Annotated in this window: 16 protein-coding genes and 2 pseudogenes; 8 read left to right on the top strand and 10 right to left on the bottom strand. The window is 72.7% G+C overall.

Features of this window, described 5'->3' with window-relative positions:
• Positions 1–707 (top strand): ferritin-like domain-containing protein (locus tag ACYVIP_RS29405; RefSeq protein ID WP_460402137.1); only part of this gene is annotated, 707 nt, incomplete at its 5' end.
• Here the strand turns inward: ACYVIP_RS29405 and ACYVIP_RS29410 are convergent.
• Together ACYVIP_RS29410 and ACYVIP_RS29415 are read right to left on the bottom strand one after the other, a co-directional pair.
• On the bottom strand, positions 704–1,426 hold the full coding sequence (locus ACYVIP_RS29410) for a hypothetical protein (protein ID WP_460402139.1): 723 nt from the start codon (positions 1,424–1,426) through the stop codon (positions 704–706). The two genes, ACYVIP_RS29405 and ACYVIP_RS29410, sit on opposite strands and share 4 nt — an antisense overlap.
• A gap of 47 nt (positions 1,427–1,473) precedes the next feature.
• Positions 1,474–2,505, bottom strand: coding sequence for an aminotransferase class V-fold PLP-dependent enzyme (locus ACYVIP_RS29415; protein ID WP_460402141.1), 1,032 nt, complete (start codon positions 2,503–2,505; stop codon positions 1,474–1,476).
• Positions 2,506–2,529: 24 nt separating this feature from the next.
• Between ACYVIP_RS29415 and ACYVIP_RS29420 the strand changes: the two genes are divergently transcribed.
• Positions 2,530–2,940: a secondary thiamine-phosphate synthase enzyme YjbQ gene (locus tag ACYVIP_RS29420; RefSeq protein WP_460402143.1), complete on the top strand. Its 411-nt coding sequence runs from the start codon at positions 2,530–2,532 to the stop codon at positions 2,938–2,940.
• Here ACYVIP_RS29420 and ACYVIP_RS29425 read toward each other — a convergent pair.
• The gene (locus ACYVIP_RS29425; RefSeq protein WP_460402145.1) at positions 2,929–3,981 is read right to left on the bottom strand and encodes an ABC transporter permease; all 1,053 of its coding nucleotides are present in this window, start codon (positions 3,979–3,981) and stop codon (positions 2,929–2,931) included. The genes ACYVIP_RS29420 and ACYVIP_RS29425 overlap by 12 nt on opposite strands.
• 80 nt (positions 3,982–4,061) lie before the next feature.
• On the opposite strand from ACYVIP_RS29425, the gene ACYVIP_RS29430 reads away from it, so the two are divergent.
• A complete protein-coding gene (locus tag ACYVIP_RS29430; RefSeq protein WP_460402147.1) occupies positions 4,062–4,802 on the top strand; it encodes an HAD family hydrolase in 741 nt (246 codons plus the stop codon).
• 90 nt (positions 4,803–4,892) lie between these two features.
• Here the strand turns inward: ACYVIP_RS29430 and ACYVIP_RS29435 are convergent, their stop codons facing one another.
• The gene (locus tag ACYVIP_RS29435) at positions 4,893–6,641 is read right to left on the bottom strand and encodes a proline--tRNA ligase (RefSeq protein WP_460402149.1); all 1,749 of its coding nucleotides are present in this window, start codon (positions 6,639–6,641) and stop codon (positions 4,893–4,895) included.
• A 66-nt stretch (positions 6,642–6,707) separates the two neighbouring features.
• Positions 6,708–7,700, bottom strand: a pseudogene (gene mtnA, locus ACYVIP_RS29440) (S-methyl-5-thioribose-1-phosphate isomerase); the annotation flags it as partial.
• A 30-nt stretch (positions 7,701–7,730) separates the two neighbouring features.
• Between mtnA and ACYVIP_RS29445 the strand changes: the two are divergent.
• The 3 genes and pseudogenes from ACYVIP_RS29445 to ACYVIP_RS29455 all read left to right on the top strand — a co-directional run.
• On the top strand, positions 7,731–8,087 hold the full coding sequence (locus tag ACYVIP_RS29445) for a VOC family protein (RefSeq protein ID WP_460402151.1): 357 nt from the start codon (positions 7,731–7,733) through the stop codon (positions 8,085–8,087).
• 231 nt (positions 8,088–8,318) lie between these two features.
• The gene (locus tag ACYVIP_RS29450) at positions 8,319–9,314 is read left to right on the top strand and encodes a serine protein kinase RIO (protein WP_460402153.1); all 996 of its coding nucleotides are present in this window, start codon (positions 8,319–8,321) and stop codon (positions 9,312–9,314) included.
• Positions 9,315–10,123: 809 nt separating this feature from the next.
• Positions 10,124–11,395: pseudogene (locus ACYVIP_RS29455) on the top strand (DEAD/DEAH box helicase); the annotation flags it as partial.
• Positions 11,396–11,421: 26 nt separating this feature from the next.
• On the opposite strand, the gene ACYVIP_RS29460 reads toward ACYVIP_RS29455, so the two are convergent.
• Positions 11,422–12,030: a TetR/AcrR family transcriptional regulator gene (locus tag ACYVIP_RS29460; protein ID WP_460402155.1), complete on the bottom strand. Its 609-nt coding sequence runs from the start codon at positions 12,028–12,030 to the stop codon at positions 11,422–11,424.
• A gap of 49 nt (positions 12,031–12,079) precedes the next feature.
• Here ACYVIP_RS29460 and ACYVIP_RS29465 point away from each other — a divergent pair, with 49 nt between their 5' ends.
• Positions 12,080–12,718, top strand: a complete 639-nt coding sequence (locus tag ACYVIP_RS29465; RefSeq protein WP_460402157.1) for a class I SAM-dependent methyltransferase — start codon at positions 12,080–12,082, stop codon at positions 12,716–12,718.
• Position 12,719: 1 nt separating this feature from the next.
• Here ACYVIP_RS29465 and cobA read toward each other — a convergent pair whose 3' ends face one another.
• On the bottom strand, positions 12,720–13,928 hold the full coding sequence (cobA, locus tag ACYVIP_RS29470) for a uroporphyrinogen-III C-methyltransferase (protein WP_460402159.1): 1,209 nt from the start codon (positions 13,926–13,928) through the stop codon (positions 12,720–12,722).
• Positions 13,929–13,967: 39 nt separating this feature from the next.
• Between cobA and ACYVIP_RS29475 the strand changes: the two genes are divergently transcribed.
• A complete protein-coding gene (locus ACYVIP_RS29475) occupies positions 13,968–14,546 on the top strand; it encodes a thioredoxin family protein (RefSeq protein WP_460402161.1) in 579 nt (192 codons plus the stop codon).
• A gap of 56 nt (positions 14,547–14,602) precedes the next feature.
• Here ACYVIP_RS29475 and ACYVIP_RS29480 read toward each other — a convergent pair whose 3' ends face one another.
• The 3 genes from ACYVIP_RS29480 to ACYVIP_RS29490 all read right to left on the bottom strand — a co-directional run bounded on the left by ACYVIP_RS29480 (position 14,603) and on the right by ACYVIP_RS29490 (position 18,215).
• Positions 14,603–15,418, bottom strand: a complete 816-nt coding sequence (locus ACYVIP_RS29480) for a S1 family peptidase (RefSeq protein WP_460402163.1) — start codon at positions 15,416–15,418, stop codon at positions 14,603–14,605.
• A 206-nt stretch (positions 15,419–15,624) separates the two neighbouring features.
• Complete coding sequence (locus ACYVIP_RS29485; protein WP_460402165.1) at positions 15,625–16,884, bottom strand: bifunctional cobalt-precorrin-7 (C(5))-methyltransferase/cobalt-precorrin-6B (C(15))-methyltransferase; 1,260 nt, start codon at positions 16,882–16,884, stop codon at positions 15,625–15,627.
• Between the two features lie 59 nt (positions 16,885–16,943).
• Entirely contained in the window at positions 16,944–18,215 is a 1,272-nt protein-coding gene (locus tag ACYVIP_RS29490) for an ABC transporter substrate-binding protein (RefSeq protein WP_460402167.1), read from the bottom strand.
• Between the last annotated feature and the right edge of the window lie 11 nt (positions 18,216–18,226).

The raw sequence follows: 18,226 nt of genomic DNA on the forward strand, positions 1-18,226 counted from the left end.
GGGCCGAGGTCGACCGGGAGCGCCCGCCGCCGTCGTCGGTCACCTCGGCGCCCAAGACCACGCCGCCCGCGCCGCCGCCGACCGACCAGGCGGCCGCCCAGGCGCTGTTGGTCGAGGCGCTGACCTCGGCGGAGAAGCAGGCGGCCGAGCTGGTCGCCACGCTGCCCGCCCACCGCGCGGGCCTGGTCGGCTCGGTCGCCGCCGCGTGCGCGAGCCTGACCGGCGGTGTTCGCGTCAACCAGCAGACCTCGGCCAAGCCGGCGGCGCGCCTGCCGGCCGGCGCGCTGGCCGCCGCGCAGTCGGCGCTGGGCGCCGAGCACGCCGCGATCTGGGTGTACGGCCTGGTCAGCGCGTTCCTGCCGGAGCAGTTCGGCCGGCCGGTCGACGAGGGAACCACCGCCCACCGCACCCGCCGGGAGGCGACCGAGCAGCTGCTCGCCGAGGCCGGGGAGACGCCCCGGCCGCCGGAGCCCGCCTACGTCGCGCCGCAGCCGGTGACCGACCAGCCATCGGCGCTGGCAGTGCTCATCGTCGCCGAGACCGACACCGCGGTCGCCTGGCGCGCGGTGCTCGAACGCACGACCGACCGCGAGTTGCGGGGGTCCGCGCTGGGAGCGCTGACCGACGCCGCCGTGCGGGCCGCCCAGTGGCGCGTCGCCGCCGGCGAGACCCCGGCCACCCGCGCCTTCCCCGGCCAGCCCGACTAGCTGACCGCCGCGTCCATCTCGACGGCCAGGCGCAGGGCGTCGGCGCACACCTTGTCCAGCTCGTCGGACGAGCCGCCGGCGGCGGCCGACGGGTCGTAGTCGGACTCGACGATGACCACTTCCTTGCCGTTCTGCTCGGAGTCGTAGCCACCGCCCGCGCTCAACGTCTTCAGTCCCTCGACCGGCACCTCACCCTCGCGGACGAGGTCGTTGACGTTGCCGGTGTTGTCGGTGTCGGTGAGTTCGCGCAGCTCCGCGGCCTGGCTCTCCTTGGCCATCTCGACCACCGACACCGAGGTGAGCACCGTCCGGCCGTCGACATCGGCGGTGTAGATCGCCCGCACGAGCCGGGCGCAGTCGGACTCGGCGAGGAACTTCTTGATCTGGCCGTACGCGTGCTCCGGGCAGTCCTTGTCGACGATCGGCTTGTCGATCATCAGGGTGAAGTCGAACTCGCCGGTGGTGGTCGGCGGGGTCGTCGGCCCACCGCCGAGGCCGGTGGTCTCGTCGGCCGGGGACTCGTTGTTCAGGAACCACCACAGGAACCCGGAGACCACCGCGACCGCCACCAGGCCGATGATCCGCAACGTCCAGTCCAGCGCCGGGTTGCCACCACCGGCAGGCGGCCCGTCGTGGAACTGGATGGGCGGCGGCCGGTCCGGCCGCTGCGGCTGGTTCTCGGGCCATGGAGCTTGCCCGGGGCGATAGGGAGCCGACACGGGCGCCACCGTAACCGGACAAACCCAGGGTTAACCAGGGTGAGGTGCTACCCGAGCCGACCACGGGCCGTGCTATCGACGACCAGTTCGACGTCGGCGACGGTGTTGTACATGTGGAAGGACAGCCGGGTACGACCTGCGCGGATGCTGCCGACGACCCCGGCATCGGTCAGTCGTTTCGCCTGGTCGGGGGTCAGTTCGAGGGAGATGATGGCCGAGCCCCTCGGCTGCTCGCCACGCGCGACGAGCACCGCGTCGGCCAGGCCGACACAGTGGTCGCGCACCGCGGCGAGATCGAGGCCGGCGACCCACGGCACGGTCGCCGCCGCGCCGAGTTGGGAGAACCAGGCAGGAGAGAGGTCCAGCCGGCGGGCGTCGCGGGCCAGGCGCAGCGGCAGGCCGTAGATGCCCGTCCACGGGTCGTCGGCGGCGAACCAGTTCGCCGCGTGCGGCACGGTGCGCTCCAGCGCGCTCGGGCTCGCGGCCAGCCAGGCGGCGCCGCGCGGGGCCATCAGCCACTTGTAGCCGGCGCCGACGACCCAGTCCGCCCAGTCCAGGGCGAGCGGCAGCCAGCCGGCGGCCTGGGTGACGTCGAGCAGCACCAACGTGTCGGCGGCCGCGGCGCGCAGCGTGTCCAGGTCGAGCACCGCGCCGTCGGCCGACTGCACCACGCTGACCGCGACCAGGTCGTGCTCGCCGACGTGGTCGAGCAGCTCGGCAGCCGGCACCTCGGTCACCGGCATGCCCTGGGCGGCGAACGGGAAGGTGACGCTGGTGAACTCGCTGGTGACGGTCAGTACCCGGGTGGTCTTCGGCAGGCTGGCCGCGACCAGGCCGATCAGCTGGGACGCGCTGGCCCCGGACGCGACCTGCCCGACCGGCACGCCCACCAGCGCGGCCCAGCCGTCGCGCGCGGTGGCCACGCACTCGTCGTAGTCCGGCGGGCGGGTCAGCGCGCCGCGCCAGCGCCGCACCTCCTCCTCCAGGACGTCGGCGGCGAAGGCGGGCGGGACGCCGACGCTCGCGGTGTTCAGGTAGCCGTCGGGGAGGTCGAACTGTTGTCCGTAAGCAACGCGCACCCCCCTACTAATACCGTGTCCGGCATGCACACCACGGAGATCGAGGTCCGGACCGGCGACCGCGAGGTGGTCCACGACCTCACCGGCGACTGCCGCGCGTTCCTGGCCGAGGCCGGCGCGCGGGACGGGCTGCTCAACGTCTGGGTGCCGCATGCCACGGCCGGCCTCGTGGTCATCGAGACCGGCGCCGGCAGCGACGAGGACCTGCTCCGCCAGCTGCGCGAGCTGTTGCCGGCGGACAACCGCTGGCGCCACCGGCACGGCACCCCGGGACACGGGCGGGATCACGTCCTCCCCGCGGTGATCCCGCCCTACGCCTGCGTCCCGGTGCTCGACGGTGAGCTCGCGCTCGGCACCTGGCAGTCGATCTGTCTGGTCGACACGAACGTCGACAACCCGGTGCGCCGGGTCCGGTTCAGCTTCCTAACCGGTTAGCACCGGCTCGCGGGACTCGACCGGGCGCGGCTGCGGCTCGACCCGCGCCCGTCCCGGCCACAGCATCACGACCAGGCCGACCACGGCCATCCCGCCGAGCACGAGCACCCCGGTGCGCACGTCGGGCGCGTCCGGCGTGCCGAGCAGCAGGCTGCGCAGGCCCTCGGTGGAGAACCGGAACGGCGTCCACGACCACAGCAGCGTGCGGTAGGCCGGGTCGAGCATCTCCGGCACCTGACCGGCCACGGCCGGCGCGATCAGGTACAGCGGGCCGAGGACGGCCGCGGCGCGCAGCCGCAGCAGGCGCAGCAGCGCGCCCTGCACCGAGGCGAACGCGACCGCGGTGAGCGCGACGAAGCCGACGACCTCGGTGCTGATCGGCAGGTCCGCGTCCCACAGCCGCAGGAACCCGAGCACGACCCCGGTGGTCAGCACGCTGGCCGAGGTGAGCAGGGCGGCGCGGGCCAGCGGGCCGACGGCCAGCCGTTCGCGCACGACGAGCAGGCCGAACGCCATCGCCGCGACCAGGCCGCCGATCCACAGCAGCGCGCTGGCCGCGAGCGGGCCGGTGCGCGCGGCGGTGCTGGCCGGGTGCACGGTCTCGACCGTCGGCGGCACGACCTGGACACCCTGTTGGCTCAGCGCCCCGGCCAGGCCCTGCGCGGCGCCGGTGAGCATCTGCTGGGCGACCTGGGTGCCCTGCGGGTTGACCGCGCCGCTGACCACGATCGTCGGCGCGACGCCGCGCTGGTCGGCGGCCAGTTCAAGGATGCCGTAGACCTCCTTGTCGGCCAGCAGCTCCCGGGCCCGGTCGGGGTCGGTGACCTGCCAGTCGATCGCGTCGCCGCCGTGCCCGGCGAGTTGTTCGGCCGCGGCGTGCAGCTGTGGTGGCGCCGAGTCCGCGGTGGACACCGCGACCGGCACCCGATCGGGCGCGACGGTGGCCTGCGCGCCGAAGGTCAGGAAGCCGAGCACCGTGGCGACCACGGCGCCGACCAGGCCGAGCAGGACGGCGACGAGAACGGGTCGGCGGACGTTCATCGGTTCTCCCCCTCCATCTAGTTCATCGTTCGTTGAATTCAGCGCCCAACGTACGCCCGGCCAGCCAATGAAGTCAACCGGTGTTGAAATATGGGACGGTCGGCGGCTCGTGCCACGATGTCGGGGTGGACAACCTCGTGCTCTGGGACATCGATCTGACGCTCGTCGACTACAGCGGCCTCGGCCGCGAGTGGTACGCGCAGGCGCTGGTCAACGCGGTCGGCAAGGAGCTGAGTCACCTGCCGTTCTTTCCCGGCCGCACCGAGCGCTCGCTCGTGCGCGAGATCCTCACCGCCCACGACGAGCCGGACGACGACGAGCGCATCGAGCGCCTCTACGCCGAGCTGGAGGCGGTCGCGCTGGCCTCGCGGGAGTCGTTACCGAACCTGGGCAGGGCGCTGGCCGGCGCGCCGGAGATCCTCGCCGCCATGGCCGCCCGCGGCGACGTGGTCCAGTCGCTGGTCACGGGCAACCTGCCGTCGCTGGCGTCGTGGAAGCTGGCGGCCTTCGACCTGCACCACCACCTCGACCTGGAGATCGGCGGCTACGGCTCGCTGTCCGAACACCGCCACCACCTGGTGGCGGCGGCGATCGCGCAGGCCGGCGCGAAGCACGGGCGCACGTTCTCCCCGGCGTCGGTGGTGGTCGTCGGCGACACGCCGGCCGACGTGGCGGCCGGCCGCCACCACGGCACGGTCACCGTCGGCGTGGCCACCGGCCGGTTCACCGTGGACGAGCTGGCGGCCTCGGGCGCCGACGTGGTCCTCCCCGACCTCGCCGACACCCCCGCCGTCCTGGCCGCCCTGCTCCCGCAGGCCTAACCCGATGCCCTGAATGAGGCATTGGCGACGCTCAACGTCCCGAATGGGGCATTCAGGGCCCTTCACCCAACCCGACCACAACGGCGCAGGCTAGGCCCGCACGAGGGCGGTCAGGTGGGCGACGGCCTCGTCCACCGCCACCTCGACCCGCTCGCCGGTGGCGCGGTCCTTGACCTCGATCACGCCCTTGGCCAGCCCTCGGCCGACCACGACGATCGTCGGCACGCCGACCAGTTCGGCGTCGGCGAACTTCACCCCGGGGGTGGCGGTGCGGTCGTCCAGGATCACCGACAGGCCGGCGGCGTCGAGCTGCTCGGCGAGCCGCTCCGCGCCCTCGCGGATCGAGTCGTCCTTGCCGGCGATCACCATGTGCAGGTCGGCCGGCGCGACCGCGCGGGGCCAGATCAGGCCGTGCTCGTCGTGGGACTGCTCGGCGATCACCCCGACCAGCCGGGAGACCCCGATGCCGTAGGAGCCCATGGTGATCCGGATCGGCTTGCCGTCCACCCCGAGGGCGTCCAGGCCGAACGCGTCGGCGAACTTGCGGCCGAGCTGGAAGATGTGGCCGATCTCGATGCCCCTGGCGGCCACCAGCGTGCCGTGCCCGTCCGGCGACGGGTCGCCCGCGCGCACGTCGGCCACGTCGATCGTGCCGTCGGGGGTGAAGTCGCGCCCGCACACCAGGTCCACCACGTGGTGGTCGACCTTGTCCGCGCCGGTGACCCACGCCGTCCCGGTGACCACACGCGGGTCGACCAGGTAGCGGACCCCGTTGTCCTGCAACGACTTCGGCCCGATGTAGCCCTTCACCAGGAACGAGTTGGCGGTGAAGTCGGCCTCGTCGAGCAGCGCGAACTCCGACGGGTACAGCGCGGCCTCGAGGCGCTTGGTGTCGACCTCGCGGTCCCCGGGCACCGCGACCGCCAGCAGCTCCCAGTCCTTCGCGCCGGCCGCGCGCACCTTCACCAGCACGTTCTTCAGCGTGTCGGCGGCGGTGAACGTCCGGCCGAGGCCGGCGCCGTTGAGGAAGTTCACCAGCGTCTCGATCGTGGGCGTGTCCGGCGTGTGGTGCACCTGCGAGTCCGGCTTGTCCTCGACCGGCGACGCCGGCGGCGCGGGCGTGACCACCGCCTCGACGTTGGCCGCGTAGTCGGACTCGGTGCTGCGCACGAACGTGTCCTCGCCGGTCGGCGTGTCGGCGAGGAACTCCTCGGACGCCGAGCCGCCCATCGCCCCGGACATCGCGAAGACGATCACGTAGGACAGCCCGAGCCGGTCGAAGATCCTGATGTAGGTGTCGCGGTGGCGCTGGTAGGACTCGGCGAGGCCATCGTCGGTGAGGTCGAAGGAGTAGGAGTCCTTCATCAGGAACTCGCGGCCGCGCAGGATGCCCGCGCGGGGCCGCGCCTCGTCCCGGTACTTGGTCTGCACCTGGTACAGCACGACCGGGAAGTCCTTGTAGGAGCTGTACTCCCCCTTCACCGTGAGCGTGAACAGCTCCTCGTGCGTCGGGCCGAGCAGGAAGTCGCCGCCCTTGCGGTCCTTGACCCGGAAGAGGCTGTCGCCGTACTCGGTCCAGCGGTTGGAGATCTCGTAGGGCTCGCGGGGCAGCAGCGCGGGGAACTGGATCTCCTGCGCGCCCATCCCCTCCATCTCCTCGCGCACGATCCGCTCGATGTTGCGCAGCACCCGAAGGCCGAGCGGCAACCAGGAGTAACCGCCAGGAGCCACTCGGCGGACGTACCCGGCGCGCACCAACAGCTTGTGGCTCGGCACCTCGGCGTCCGCCGGATCGTCACGCAGTGTGCGCAGGAACAGCGACGACATCCTGGTGATCACGGCAGTACTCCTTGTCGGGGAAGCTGCCGGAAGCGTAGTGAACCGGACCCGCGCCGCTCCAACCGGTTACGCCGGGCGCTCGCCGAGTGCCGGACGGATCAGCCGCTCCTCGGTGACGATCGCGGACACCAGCTCGGCGGGCGTCACGTCGAAGGCCAGGTTCAGCGCCTGGGTGCCGGTCGGCGCGGTCCGGGTGCCGCCGAAGGACAGCAGCTCGGCCCCGTCCCGGACCTCGATCTCCACCTTGTCCCCCGACTCGATGGACGCGTCGATCGTCGACTCCGGCGCGGCGACCAGGAACGGCACCCCGGCCCGCGCGGCGGCCATGGCCAGCGGGTAGGTGCCGATCTTGTTCACCACGTCGCCGTTGGCCACGATCCGGTCGGCCCCGACGACCACCGCGTCGGCAAGTCCCCTGGCCAGCACGGTCGGGCCGGCGGCGTCGGCCACCACGGTGTGCGGGACGCCGAGATGAGCCAGCTCCCAGGCGGTCAGCCGCACGCCCTGCAGCAGCGGCCGGGTCTCGTCGACGTACACGTGGCGCAACCGCCCACGGTCGTGCAGCGACCGCACCACGCCAAGCGCGGTCCCCCACTCCACACACGCCAGGCCGCCGGCGTTGCAGTGGGTCTGCAGCGCGATCGGCCCGTCGACCAGCCCGGCGAGCCAGTCCGCGCCGCGCAGGCCGAGCGCGCGGTTGCTGTCCAGACACTCCTCGAGCACCACGATCGCCTCGGCGAGCACGGCCGCCGGCCCGTCGCCGAGCCGGGTGAGGGCGCGGTCGACGCCCCAGGCGAGGTTCACCGCGGTCGGCCTGGCGGCGCGCAGCGCGGCGAGGTCGTGGTCGCGGCGGGCGGGGTCGGCCCGGACGGCGAGCGCGGCCCCGAGCGCGCCGGCCGCGCCCAGTGTCGGCGCGCCGCGGATGGCGAGCCGCTGGATGGCGATGACCAGCTCCTCGACCGAGTCGATGTCGATCTCCACCAGGCCGCCGGGCAGCCTGGTCTGGTCGATCGCGACGATGTGGTCGTCACGCCAGTCGATGGAGCGCATGTGTCCATTCTGTCGGACCTCGGTCCTAACGTCTTATCCATGAACCTCAAGTTGGGTGGCGTCACCATCGACTGCGCCGAGCCGCGCACGCTCGCCGAGTTCTGGCTCAAGGCGCTCGACCTGCACATCGCCTTCGACGCCGACGGCGAGTACGTCCAGCTGTCCTCGGCCGCCGAGCCTGCCCGGCCGGCCATCGCCCTGCAACGGGTGCCGGAGGCGAAGGCGGGCAAGAACCGGGTGCACGTCGATCTCGCGACCACCGACCGCGAGGGCGAGGTCGAGCGGCTGGTCGCGCTGGGTGCCGTCCGCGGCGCGGACCACTCGGTACCCGGTCTGGAGTGGACCGTATTGGCCGACCCGGAGGGCAACGAGTTCTGCGTCGGCGCGTACCACTGAGGACTGCCGGGAAAATCAGTTGCGGCGCGGCGCCGGGTCCGGCAGCCTGAGTCGCGTCAGACCCGCGCGCCGGTGGTTCGCCGGCGGACTTTCAGGGAGGTGCTCCTGTGATGAAGACAGTCGCCTGGACGGGGTACGCCCGCGTCCGCCCGCCCCGCTGAGAGTCGCCTGGTCCTCGTTCGCCATGCGCCGGTGGGGCGCTCAACTCGCATTTCTGAGGAGAACCCACCAGTGCGTAGGCACGATATCGACGACTATCTCGATGATGACAGCCCTTACGACCAGCGAACCCGCCCGCGCAAACCGAAGCGGTCGGAGGTCGCCAGGTCCCATGAGCCGCAGGACGTGTTCGACCCACAGTCGAGCCGCGCCGGCCGGCTAACCGAACAGGAACGCGCCCGACTCGCCGCCGTGCGGGAGAGCGCGCTCGCCGCACCGCCGCTGCCACCGGGGACCAACCGCTGGACCACCTGGGGCGACGGCGAACAGGGACCGCTCCCCAGGCCCGACTGGGTCGTGACCGAACTGGCCGCGGCCGACACCGAGCTGGGGGTGCTCAAGACCGGCAAGGAGGCGGATGTCCATCTGATCCGGCGGGCGGTGCCCGACACCGGCCGCGAGGCTGTCATGGCCGCCAAGCGCTACCGCAGCAACGAGCACCGGCTGTTCCACCGGGACGCCGGCTACCTCGAAGGGCGGCGGATGCGGCGCAGCCGGGAGATGCGGGCGATGACCAACCGCACCGCGTTCGGCAGGAACCTGATCGCCGAGCAGTGGGCGGTCGCGGAGTTCGCGGCGCTGTCGCGGCTGTGGTCGATCGGCGCGCCGGTGCCGTATCCGGTGCAGCGCAGCGGAACCGAGCTGCTGATGGAGTTCTTCGGCGACGAGGACGGCACCGCGGCGCCCCGGCTGGCCGAGACCCGGCCCGAGCCCGACGAGCTGATCGAGCTGTGGCACCAGTTGGTGGCGGCGCTGGAACTGCTCGCGGGTGAGGGGATGACCCACGGTGACCTGTCGGCGTACAACCTGCTCGTGCACCACGAGCAGGTGATGCTGATCGACCTGCCCCAGATCGTCGACGTGGTCGCCAACCCGCGCGGAACCGAGTTCCTGGCCCGTGACGTGGCGAATGTCATGGGCTGGTTCCGGTCGCGGGGTCTGCCCGACGATCTGGCCGACGCCGCGCAGGTGACGGCCCGCCTGCTCTGGGCGGCCGGCCTCGACTGAGGTACCGACCGGGGGTCGGGGAAGGGGTTGGTCACGGACCGCCGCGATGGGATCGAGACGGGATCAGGTAGCCTTGATCGTGCATCGCGAGCGGTCCGTGCCGCTCCCCGCCCGGCGACGAAGTCGGCTGGCCAGCGATGACCAAGTTTCCATTCACGGCGCCACCTGGGCGCCGGGCTCGTCCGCGCGAGATTGTTGCCTTTCCTAGGGGCCTCCCGAGACGTGCCACACTCGGAGAGGAATCCGTGCCGAACAGCACCGTGCGCCGAAACGCGCACAGCACCAAGCCGCGTCAGAACACTGCCGCACGCACCACCACCACCCGTACCCAGCACGACAACCCGCGGCGCGCCTGGGCCGACGAGCCCCGCCAGCGCGGCGAGCAGCGCGGCACCTGGTCCAACGACCGCCGGGCCGACAACCGCCGGGGCGACAACACCGGCGACCGCGACAACGCGGGCAACAACGCCGGTAACGGCGACCGCCGAGGCCAGCGCTCGTTCGGCGACAACCGCCGTGACTCCCGGCCCTACGGCGACAACCAGCGCGACAACCGCTCCGCCGGTGGCGACCGTAGGTCGTTCGGCGAGAACCGGCGGGACAACCGCTCGGCCGGCGGCGACCGCCGTTCCTTCGGTGACAACCGGGACAACCGCGACAACCGGGACAACCGGCGGGACGCCAACTCCCGGTCGTTCGGCGAGGACCGGCGTCCGCGCCGGGACAACGACGCCCGCCCGGCCCGCAAGCCCTTCACCGCCAACGCCCACCGCGAGGACCGCCCGGCCGGTCCGGCGTGGGACGGCGAGATCGTCGACACCCCCACCCGCAAGCGCCAGTCGGTGACCTTCGCCGAGCTGGGCCTGCCCACCCCGCTGCTCGACGCGCTGACCGCCGCCGGCATGGAGGCGCCGTTCCCGATCCAGGCGGCCACCCTGCCCGACGCGCTCGGCGGTCGGGACGTCCTCGGCCGCGCGCAGACCGGCTCCGGCAAGACCCTCGCCTTCGGCCTCGCGCTGCTGACCCGCCTCAACGGCGGCCACAGCCGCCCGCAGCGCCCCCGTGGGCTGATCCTGGTGCCCACCCGTGAGCTGGCCATGCAGGTGGAGGAGGCCCTCCGCCCGCTGGCCCGCCCGCTGGGCCTGTGGTGCCGCACGGTCGTCGGCGGCATGTCCTTCAGCCGCCAGGTCGACCAGCTCCGCCGTGGTTGCGACCTGCTGATCGCCACCCCCGGCCGGCTGTCCGACCACGTCCGCCAGGGCACGCTGCAGCTCGACGACGTCCGCTTCACCACGCTCGACGAGGCCGACCAGATGGCCGACATGGGGTTCCTGCCCCAGGTGCGCGCGATCCTGGACCTGGTCCCCGACGACGGCCAGCGGCTGCTGTTCTCGGCCACGCTTGACCGCGACGTCAGCAAGCTCGTCGACCGCTACCTCAACAACCCGGTCACCCACTCGGTGTCCCCGGCGACGGCCACGGTCGACACGATGGACCACCACCTGCTGCTGGTCTCCCGGGACGACAAGCAGGCCGTGGTCACCGAGATGGCCGCCCGTGACGGTCGCACGATCCTGTTCCTGCGCACCAAGCACCACGTCGACCGGCTCACCAAGCAGCTGCGCGCGGTCGGGGTGCGCGCGGGCGCGCTGCACGGCGGCAAGCCGCAGGGCGCGCGCAACCGCGTGCTCGGCGAGTTCAAGGACGGCAGCCTGCCGGTGCTGGTCGCCACCGACGTCGCCGCCCGCGGCATCCACGTCGACGGCATCAGCCTGGTCGTGCACGTCGACCCGCCGGCCGACGCCAAGGGCTACCTGCACCGCGCCGGCCGCACCGCCCGCGCGGGCGAGACCGGCACGGTGGTGACCGTGGTGACCCACCAGGAGCGCCGCACGGTGTTCCGCATGACCGAGCAGGCAGGCGTCCAGCCGGAGCGCACCAAGGTCGCCCCCGGCGACGCCGACCTGGTCCGGATCACCGGCGCGCGGACCCCTTCCGGCGACCCCGTCGTCGACCCGGAGCCGGTCCGTCGCCCGCCGCGCAGCGGTGCCCCGCGCGGCCGCTTCGGCAACCGCCCCGGCCGTCCCCGGCCGCGGCGCACCGAGCGCTAACTCTCACCGAACAGGTCGAGGAGGTGCGCGTCCAGCGCCTCCTCGGCCTCGGCGGGCGGGTAGTGCCCGACCAGCGTGTGCGCGGCGAGCCCGTCGACCAGCGCGAGCAACGCCCTGGCCGCGTGGCGCGCGTCCACGGCCGCGTCGACCTGTCCGGCTCGTCTGCCGTCCTCGATCCAGCCGACCAGCAGGCCGCTGGCCCAGCCGAAGCCGTCACGCTGGAACGCCGCGATCCGCGGTGAGTGCATGGCGCGCGCGAGGAAGGCCGCGCCGACGTGGGCTTCGAGCCTGCGTTCCTCGTCGAGCGGCAGCAGCTGGGTGAGAAACGCGCGCGCGTTGGCCAGCGGGGTCGGCGTCGCCGGCTGGGCGGACGCGTAGCGCCGGGTGAACCGCTCGCTGATCAGCTCGACGGCGACCAGCAGCAGGTCGTCCTTGCCGGCGAAGTAGTGCTGCACCTGGCCGAGCGACACGCCGGCCACCTCGGCCACCCGGCGCATCGACACCGCCGGCAGCCCCTCCTCGACCGTCACCCGCCACACGGCCTCGGCGATGTCCGCGCGCCGCTGTTCATGGTCGACTTTTTTGGGCATCCGTTTCCAATACATCTGTATTACCATGGCTGATGTCATACAAGTGTATTGGAAGGAGTCCGGCATGAGTCGCGTCTGGGACTACCTCAGTTGCACCTCCGCGCTGGTCGAGCGGCTACCGACCATCGGGGCCATGCACCGGGCGATGCTCGGCGCCACCGGCATCGGCCCCGGCGACACCGTGCTCGATCTCGGCTGCGGCACCGGCGGGTACTTCGCCCCCGTGCTGGCCGCGATCGGCGACACCGGGCAGTTGGTCGGCGTCGACCTCAGCCAGGCGTCCGTGCGTCGCGCCCGGGCCAGGATCGCGCGCCTGGGCTGGTCCAACGTCGCGGTCGAGCACGCCGACGCGGCCACCGCCGACCTCGGCGATGCCCGCTACGACGCGGCCTTCGCCATGTACTCGCTCAGCGCGATCCCCGACTACCGCGCCGCCATCCGCCGCGCGCACACCGCGCTGCGCCCCGGCGGCCGGCTGTTCGTCGCCGATGTGCGGCTGGTGCCCGGCGGCCGCGCGGCGCCGGCGATCTGGCTGTTCCGCGCGCTCTACCGCGGCCTGGCCGGCGCCAGCGGCGAGGACATCACCCCGGCCATCCGGGACACCTTCGACCACGTCGACCTGTGGGACCCGCACGACAACCGCCCGGTGGCCATGGCCCAGCGCCCATGGCCACCGCTGGTCATGCTGGTGGCGACCAGGTGACTCACCTGGACAGGTCCTCCCCCAGCGCGGCGACCGGGCCGATCACGATCACCGCCGGCGGCCGGACCCCCTGAGCCAGCACGTCCGCCGCCAATTTGTCCAAAGTGGACCGAACGACGAGTTGGGACCTGGTGGTGCCCTCCTGGACGACCACCGCCGGGGTGTTCGCCGGCCGGCCACCGGCCAGCAACGCCTCGGCGAAGGCGCCCGCCCGCTCCACCGCCATCATCAACACCACCGTCCCGCGCAGCGCCGCCAGCGCCGGCCAGTCCACAAGGGACTCCGGATGTCCCGGCGGCAGGTGCCCGGAGACCACCACCACCTCGTGGGCCACCCCCCGGTGGGTCACCGGCACCCCGGCCACCGCCGGCACCGCGAACGCCGAAGTCACCCCGGGCACCACGGTCACCGGCACGCCCGCCGCCGCGCACGCGAGCACCTCCTCGAACCCGCGGCCGAACACGAACGGGTCGCCGCCCTTCAACCGCACCACGAACCGGCCAGCCCTGGCGTGCTCGACCAGCAGCGCGTTGATCGTGTCCTGCGAGGCGGCCCGCCCGTAGGGGATCTTCGCCGCGTCCACCACCTCGACCCCCGGCGCCAGCTCGTCGAGCAGCGACCCCGGCGCCAACCGGTCGGCCACCACCACGTCCGCGGCCGACAACAACTGCCGCCCGCGCACGGTGATCAGGTCCGGGTCCCCCGGTCCCCCACCGACCAGCGCGACGCCCACCGGCCGCGCGCCCGAGGGCACCGTCCCGGAGCGCAACTCCCGCAGCAGCCCGTCGCGCACGGTCGCCGACCGCCGGTGGTCCCCGCCGGCCAGCACGCCGACCAGCAGCCCGTCGTGGTTGCCGGTCGCCGGGGTCACCGCGCTGCCCGCCGAACCGGCATCCGCGCGCACGCAGAACACCCGCCGCGCCTGCGCTTCGGCCGACACCGCCGCGTTCACCTCCGGCGAGGAGGTGCAGCACAGCACGTACCAGGCGCCGTCGAGGTCGCCGTCGGCGTAGGGGCGCTCCTGCCAGGCCAGCGCGCCCCCGGCCGCCAGCGCGACCACCGCCGGGGTGGCCGACGGCGAGATCACCACCACCTCGGCCCCGGACTCGACCAGCCTCGGCAGCCGTCTGGCGGCCACCGTCCCGCCGCCGACCACCACGACCCGGCGTCCCGCCAGGTCGAGCCCGGCCAGATAGTGCAGCTCCGTCATGCCGAACAGCATGCCCGGCCTGGCCGGTAGGGTCAGCGGATGGTCTCGGTCAACTCCACGATGGTGCCGCTGGGCACCGAGGCGCCCGCCTTCGCCCTGCCCGACCCGGCCGGGATCAGCTGGACCCTCGACAAGGTCGCCGGCCCGCGCGGCACGCTGGTCGCGTTCCTGTGCAACCACTGCCCGTTCGTCAAGCACATCGCCGTCGCGCTCGGCGCGGCCGCGGCCGGCTGGCGCCAGCAGGGCGTCGGCGTCATCGGCGTCAACTCCAACGACCCGGCGGCCTACCCGGACGAGGTGCCGGCGCGGATGGCGGCCAACGCCACCGCGTGGCGCTGGACCTTCCCGTATGTCGCCGATCCCGACCAGGCCACCGCGCTGGCCTACCGCGCCGCCTGCACGCCCGACTTCTTCCTGTTCGACGCCGGCCGCCGGCTGGTCTACCGCGGCCGGTTCGACGCCGCCCGCCCCGGCAACGGCGTGCCGGTCACCGGCGACGAGCTCGACGCCGCGGTGGCCTCGGTGGTCGCCGGCGAGGACATCGAGGTCGGCCAGCTGCCCAGCATCGGCTGCAACATCAAGTGGACCCCGGGCAACGAGCCGCCCTGGTTCGGCTAGCCAAAAAGAAGCGGGGCCGCCCCCCACCCGGAAGCGGCCCCGCGTACTCGACCCGGTCAGCCGATCTGCTCCTGGAGCACGTCGTGGAAGGCCGCCACCCGGCCGTACACGCCGTAGAACTCCGGCTCAGCACACCCCTGGCCCCACGACACGATGCCGATCAGCTTGCGCGTGCCGTCCGCGGCCACACCCTCCAGCGGGCCGCCGGAGTCGCCCTGGCAGCTGTCCTTGCCGCCCTCGGGCAGCCCGGCGCAGACCATCGTGGCCGCGTCGAACGAGTCCGCATAGGAGGCGGCGCAGGTGTCATCCGCGGTCACCGGGACCGAGACCTTGCGCAGCGTGTCCGAGGTGGAGCCGCTCTCGGTGACGCCCCAGCCGAGGACCGTCGAGGTCGCGCCCGCGGTGTACAGGTCGCTGTCGGCCGGCGAGGCCAGCGCGATCGGCTCCTGCGACAGGCTGGTGTCCAGGGTGAGCACCGAGGCGTCGTTGCTCAGCGCCGCGGAGTCCCAGTCCGGGTGGATCCAGATGTCGGTCACCCCGGCGACCGTGCCGTCACTGCCGCTGAGCGCGGTGCGCCCGGCCACCACCTGGATCTCGGCGGGGTCGGTGCCCTCGGTGCAGTGCGCGGCGGTGAGCACCTTCGTCGGCGCGACGATCGTGCCGCCACAGAACTGGAACCCGTCCGGCGTGGTCAGCGCGACCACGAACGGGTTTTCCTCGATGGTGGTCTCCTCGCCACCGATGATCATCGGCTGCACGTCGGCCGGTGTCTCGTCCGCGCTCGCGGTCGACACCGTCGCCGCCACCCCGACCGACACGAGAACCGCTGCGGCAACCCCGAACAGGCGGTACAGGCGCCTTGCCTCAGCCATAGTCTCTTCTCCCTTGTTCGCCTCCCGCGAGAGCAGGTCCTCACGGGTTGACTCATGGCTACAAGGTGCTCACCCCTAGCCACAACGCCCGTTCGTAGTAGACCGAACGGGGTAACAAGGTCAAGGATCAGCCCGTCACCTGGGGAAACGCGGCCCTGGCCGGCACCAGACGATCGGCTGGACTTGGCCGCCAACGGCCAGTCGGGCTACCTGCGGGTGGCCCACAGCAGCAACGTCGAGGACGCCTGGTCCACCGCCGCCGTGCCGCGCGAGAGCCCCTCGATCGGCGCGGCGAACAGCAGCCGGCCGTCCACCGCGTACCCGGCGTCGGTCAGCACGTCGCGCGCCGGGCCGATGCTGCCGAACTCCCGCACCTCGACCACGATCCGGTCCGCGCCGACGGTCGCGCACGCGCGCAGCACGTCGGGCCGGGCGGTGGCCAGGAACACCGCGTCCGGCCGGGGCAGCCCGACCAGCGAGGCGGGCAGCTGGCCGTCGACCATCCGCACGTCCACGCCGTGGCGCTTGGCGTTCGCCACGATCCGCACGCACAGGCCGGGGTCGTTCTCCACCGCGATCACCGCGGCGCCCATCCGCGCCGCCTCCACGCCGAGCGCCCCGCAGCCGGCCGCCACCTCCCACACCAGCGTGCCCGGCCGGGGCGCCAGTCTGGCTAACGCCAGCGCACGCATCTCCGGCTGGCTGCCGAAGCCGTCCCGGAAGGTGAACTCGTCGGCCGGCAGTGCCCACCCGTCCACCGGCGGCACGGGTTCGCCCCCGCCGAGCCAGCCCCTGGTGCCCTCGTGGTCGAGGTCGGCCAGGCACAGCACCGCCACCGGCTCCCGCCAGGTACGGCCGGCCGCCTCGACCGGGTCGACGATCGACAGCTGCTCGGCCGGCCCGCTCGGGTCCTCGACCACGACCAGCGTGCGCCGCCAGCCGACGAGCTCGGCGCCCAGCTCGGCCGGTCCGGCGCCGGGTCCGGTGAGCACGCAGACCGCGGGCCGGGCCCGGCACACGTTCACCGCCTTGCCGAACGCCCCGTCCTGCGTGTGCACCACGGTGACGTCGTCCCACGGCCGCTGGATCATCGCGGCGATCCGCTGCAGGTAGGACGGCGATGGCCAGCACACCGTGGGCAGGCGGTAGCCCCGCAGCGCCCGCAACACGCCGAAGTAGCCGGGGTCGCCGGTGACCAGCACCACCGCGGGCTCGTCGGCCTCGACCGCCGCCGCCAGGTCGGCCAGCGCGGTGTCGGGGACCTCGTCGGGCACGGCGAGCTCGATCATGCGTGGCCCGTCGTCCTGGACGGCCGAGGACCCACCGCCGGCCGCCAGTGCGGCGGCCGCCCAGCGCTGGAGCGCCGAGTGGTCACCGACCACCAACCGGGCGGCGGAGATGGCGGACTCCGCGCCCGGCGGGAGGTTGTGGCCGTTCACGCCGATTACGGTCACCGTTGCCGTCATGCGACCAATTCGACCATGTCCTCACTGGTGTGTGGGAGAAAATTTCCGACTATTGAGTATCAGAGATCGGCCTTCTCGATCTTGAGCTCCTTGGCCGCGTCCGACTCCAGCAGATACTTGATCTTCGCTAGGCCGAACGGCTTGCTCGGATCGACCCGGAAGATGGTCGTCGACCTGGGCGGATTGCGATCCTCGACGGTCCCGTAGCGGTAGTCACCGGTCAGACCGTCGAATCCGACCGTGCCGAGTTGGCGGGAGGCGGCGAGGATGCCGTCGCGCGAGAGATCCCCGAGTTCGACCGCCTTCTCCAGCACCGCGGTCATCGCCCGGCCCTGGTTGTAGCCGAAGGCGAAGTAGTAGTCCGGCGGCTCGTCCGGCGCGTGCGCCTCCAGATCGGCGACCATCTGCTTCATCCCGGGCACCGACTCGTCGCCCCACTCCGTGCCCTCGGCCACGATGAGCACCGACTGTTGCAGGTAGGGCGCGATCGGTGACTGCGCCAGCGCGCCGGTGTAGCTCGGCGACTGGCCGAACCACTGCGGGGCGAACCTGGCCTGGGCCGCGGTGCCCCAGATCCGCGCCGCGTCCGAGGGAGTCGCGACCAGGAACACGACCTGGCAGCCCGCGCCGGCCAGCGCGCCGATCTGGCCGGCGTAGTTCTCCGTGCCGACCTTGAACTTCTGCGTGTTGGTCACCGAGAAGCCGTACTTCTCGGCGGCGAAGTCGATGCCCTGCTGGCCGGCCTCGCCGTAGACGTCGTCCTGGATCATCGTGCAGATCCGGTCGCTGGTCGCGCCGCCGCCGTCGGTGAACCAGTAGTCCATGGCGTTGATCGCCTGCACCTGGTAAGGCGCGCCGACCGGCAGCAGGTTCTCCTCGCGCACCCACAACGCGTCCAGCGACGCGGGCGCGGCCAGGATCTTGTCGGTGCGCAGCTGCGGCAGCACGGCCAGCGTGGGCGCGGTGCCCAGGACCTGGGTGAACGCGACCACGTCGCCCTTGATCTTGTTGTACTGCTGAACCGCGATGTCCGGCTGGTACTGGGTGTCCTCCTGCACCAGCTCGACCTGGTACTTGCCGGCGATGCCGCCCTTGGCGTTGAGCGCGTCGAACCACACCTCGTTGCCGGCGGTCAGCGGCTCCCCGATCACCGCGACCGTGCCCGACAGCGGGGTGAGCACGCCGAGCTTGATGGTCTTGCCGTCGAATCCCGCGGTGGTACCCGGGTTCCCAGCCTCGCCGCCGCTGGACTCGGTGTCCTCCCCCGCACCGCCGCACGCGCTCAGCACCAACGCCAAGCTCACGAACCCGGCAACCAGCCCTCTCCTCATATCCCGCACCG

Source organism: Actinophytocola sediminis, assembly GCF_054779715.1.